General features: G+C 72.9%; 1 protein-coding gene. It reads left to right on the top strand.

The window, feature by feature from the left end; genetic code table 11:
- Positions 1-187 precede the first annotated feature (187 nt).
- Positions 188-1939 carry a proline--tRNA ligase gene (locus QCD68_RS17145; RefSeq protein WP_301223884.1) on the top strand — a complete coding sequence of 584 codons (1752 nt, stop codon included), beginning with the start codon at positions 188-190 and terminating at the stop codon, positions 1937-1939.
- The last annotated feature ends 84 nt before the right edge of the window (positions 1940-2023 follow it).

Here is a 2023-nt window from a genome sequence, read left to right on the forward strand (position 1 = left end):
CCCGCCCCCGCAACGCGGGGGGGGCCCCCCTCTAAGGGGGGGTGGGGCCCCCGCCCCCCCAGCCGGCCGGGGCGCCCGGGGCCCACCCCCCCCGGGCCCTCCCGTCCGTTCCTGCACAGGCCAGCCACCGCGGCCTCGCCGTCCACAGGCGGGTCGCGCCGTGACCCTGCGCCGCTAGGCTGACGGCGTGGTCACACGGCTCTCTCACCTCTTCCTCCGCACGCTCCGCGACGACCCCTCCGACGCGGAGGTCACGAGTCACAAGCTGCTCGTCCGCGCCGGGTACGTCCGTCGCCAGTCGCCAGGCATCTTCGCCTGGCTGCCGCTCGGGCTCCGGGTCCGCTCCAAGATCGAGGGCATCATCCGCGACGAGATGGTCGCCGCCGGTGCGCAGGAGGTCCTGCTGCCCGCCCTCCTGCCGCGCGAGCCGTACGAGGCCACCAACCGCTGGACCGAGTACGGCGACGGCATGTTCCGCCTGCAGGACCGCAAGGGCTCCGACTACCTGCTCGCGCCCACCCACGAAGAGATGTTCGCCCTCCTCGTGAAGGACCTGTACTCGTCCTACAAGGACCTCCCCGTCACGCTGTTCCAGATCCAGGACAAGTACCGCGACGAGGCCCGTCCCCGCGCGGGGCTCCTGCGTGGACGCGAGTTCACGATGAAGGACGCGTACTCGTTCGACCTCGACGACGCCGGGCTCGAGCGCAGCTACCAGGTCATGCGGGACGCCTACGAGCGGATCTTCGCCCGTCTGGGTCTCGAGTACGTCATCGTCAAGGCCGATGCCGGCGCGATGGGTGGGTCGAAGTCGGAGGAGTTCCTCCACCCGATCACCGTCGGCGAGGACACCTTCGTCCGCAGCGCCGGCGGGTACGCGGCCAACGTCGAGGCGTACGTCACGCCGGTGCCGGACGCGAAGCCCGTCGACGGCCTGCCCGAGCCCGTGCTGCTCCCCGCGTCGGACACACCGACGATCGACTCGCTCGTGGCGCACGCGAACGCCGTCGCCCCGCGTGACGGCGCGCCGTGGACCGCGGCAGACACGCTGAAGAACGTGGTCGTCGCCCTCACGCACCTCGACGGCACGCGGGAGATCGTGGTGGTCGGCCTGCCCGGCGACCGCGACGTCGACCTCAAGCGCGCCGAGGTGGCCTTCGCCCCGGCCGAGGTCGAAGCCGCCGGCGACGACGACTTCCGGAAGCACCGCGGCCTGGTCAAGGGCTACATCGGCCCGCAGGTCCTCGGCGCCGACAGCGCCACCGGCCTCCGGTACTTCGTCGACCCGCGCGTGGTCGACGGCACGACCTGGGTCACCGGCGCGAACGAGCGTGGCATCCACGTCTCCGGCCTGGTGGCCGGGCGGGACTTCGTCGCCGACGGTGTCGCCGAGGTCTCCGACGTCCGCGCCGGCGACCCGGCACCCGACGGCTCCGGCCCGCTCGAGACGGCCCGCGGCATGGAGATCGGCCACGTCTTCCAGCTCGGCCGGAAGTACGCCGAGGCGCTTGGTCTCAAAGTGCAGGACGAGAACGGCAAGCTCGCGACCGTCACGATGGGCTCGTACGGCATCGGCGTGACCCGCATCCTGGCGATCCTGGCCGAGGCGCACAACGACGAGAAGGGCCTGGCCTGGCCGAAGCACGTCGCCCCGTTCGACGTGCACGTCGTCGCGACCGGCAAGGACGCCACCGCGTACGAGCTGGCCGAGTCGATCGTCGCGCAGCTCGAGTCCGAGCGCTTCGACGTGGTGTACGACGACCGACCGAAGGTGTCGCCGGGCGTCAAGCTCCGTGACGCGGAGCTGCTGGGCATGCCGATCGTCGTCGTCGCGGGCCGTGGTGCCGCCGACGGTGTCGTCGAACTGTGGAACCGGGCCACCGGCGAGCGGTCCGACGTCCCGGTCGCGGAACTGCTCCAGGCGGTCCGCGCGATCTGACGCGCTGGCGTCGGCGACCGACGTCCGACGGGCGGGGCCGGGGGGGGGGCGCCCCGGGCGCCCCGGCGTAGCGGGGGGGGGGGG

This window comes from Curtobacterium sp. PsM8 (assembly GCF_030433875.1).
GTDB lineage: Bacteria > Actinomycetota > Actinomycetes > Actinomycetales > Microbacteriaceae > Curtobacterium.